Origin of the sequence: Paraburkholderia sediminicola (genome assembly GCF_902859805.1) — a bacterium.
Classification (GTDB): domain Bacteria; phylum Pseudomonadota; class Gammaproteobacteria; order Burkholderiales; family Burkholderiaceae; genus Paraburkholderia; species Paraburkholderia sediminicola.
This window is the reverse complement of record NZ_CADIKC010000031.1, coordinates 1-1,681: the sequence shown is the minus strand read 5'-3', so window position 1 is coordinate 1,681 and position 1,681 is coordinate 1. Positions and strand designations below refer to the sequence as shown.

At 60.8% G+C, this 1,681-nt stretch carries 1 protein-coding gene; it reads left to right on the top strand.

What is annotated here, in order from left to right; all coding sequences use genetic code 11:
- Window positions 1–79 precede the first annotated feature (79 nt).
- A protein-coding gene (locus R8871_RS38285; RefSeq protein WP_407673262.1) for an IS3 family transposase occupies window positions 80–1,641 on the top strand; the annotation gives its coding sequence in 2 pieces (ribosomal slippage) (window positions 80–545 and window positions 545–1,641; 1,563 coding nt in all).
- Window positions 1,642–1,681 lie beyond the last annotated feature (40 nt).

Sequence of the window (1,681 nt, the reverse complement as noted above, 5' to 3'; positions counted from 1 at the left end):
ACCCCCGGCGTCATAGTAGTTGTCGCCTCTGAATTTCTTTATCAAGAAGAGTCAGAGGTGCAGGTTGAAGGCGAAACAAATGTATTCTGTCGAGTTCAAGGAGCAGGCGCTCTCGAAGGTCCTGCAGCGCGGCAACCGAACGGTTGGAGCTGTAGCCGACGAATTGAACGTGAACGTTTTGACATTGAGGAAATGGATGAGAGGTGCAGCCGCCGCGAACCGGAGCTCGAGCTCCGGACATGCAAAGCGTCCGGAAGACTGGTCGCTGGAAGAACGGCTGATGGCCTTGCAGGAGAGCCACGGGTTGGTCGACGAAACGTTGAACGGCTGGTGTCGCGAGCGCGGCCTGTTTGCACATCATCTCGTGCAGTGGCGAGCGGACTTTTGCACCGTCGGTGTGACGGGTAGCCGGCGCGAGAACGCCCAGGAAGTGCGGGATCTGAAGCAGGCCAATGTCCAGCTGCAGCGCGAGTTGAACCGCAAGGAGAAGGCGCTGGCTGAAGCTGCGGCGCTACTGGTGCTGCAAAAAAACTACCGTGCGCTGTTCGAGGGCGAGGCCGAATGACGGCCCCTGAAGAGCGCAAAGCATTGATCGGTCTGATCAGCGAGGCGACCCTGGCCGGGGCTCGCCAGGCACACGCGTGCAACATTCTGGGGCTCAGTGCCCGGACCGTTCAACGCTGGCAACGCGGCGAACCTGACGCGGTAGATGGGCGCTCGTTACGGCACCACGAGCCGCGCCACAAGCTTTCTGCCGACGAACGCGCCGAGTTGCTGGCGGTCGCGAACTCGCCCGAATTCGGTCATCTGCCACCAAGCCAGATCGTGCCGAGACTGGCAGACCAGCAACACTATATCGCCTCGGAATCGACGTTCTACCGGGTACTGAAAGCCGAGAAGCAACTCGCCCATCGGCGCAGCGAACGGCCAGCCCACGCACGCAGCAAACCCCGTTCGGTTTGCGCCGACGCACCGAACCAGTTGTATTCCTGGGACATCACGTACCTGCCGACGACGATCCGCGGACAGTATTTTTATCTGTATCTGTTTCTGGATGTGTTCAGCCGCAAGATTGTCGGATGGCAGGTCTATGCCGAGGAAAGCAGCGTCCTGGCCAGCGAAGTCCTCCGGGACCTTTGCGCACGCGAAGCGTTACAGCCCCATCAGGTGATCCTGCATTCGGACAACGGCGGCCCGATGAAAGGCGCGACGATGCTCGCCACCCTTCAGGCTCTGGGTGTCATGCCGTCGTTGAGTCGCCCGGGCGTGAGCAACGACAACCCCTATTCCGAGTCGCTGTTCAAGACACTGAAGTATCGGCCGGCCTATCCGCTCAAGCCGTTCGATACCCTGTTCGCCGCGCGCGCCTGGGTGGGCGCACTGGTGCGCTGGTACAACGATGAACATCGTCACAGCGCGATCCGGTTCGTGACGCCGGCGCAGCGTCATGCCAACCTTGACCAGGACATTCTGGATCGACGCGCGGCGCTCTACGAGACTGCCCGGCAACGCAATCCGCTCCGATGGAAAGGCCGCACGCGCAACTGGCAGCGCGTAAGTGCTGTGCATCTGAACCCGGATCGAACCGACAGCCTGGCAGGCACTCCGCAGCGCGATAACCAGGAGCGAAAGGCCGCCTGAAATCTAAACGTTGAGGCGACAACTACCTTGAAAATCTCCG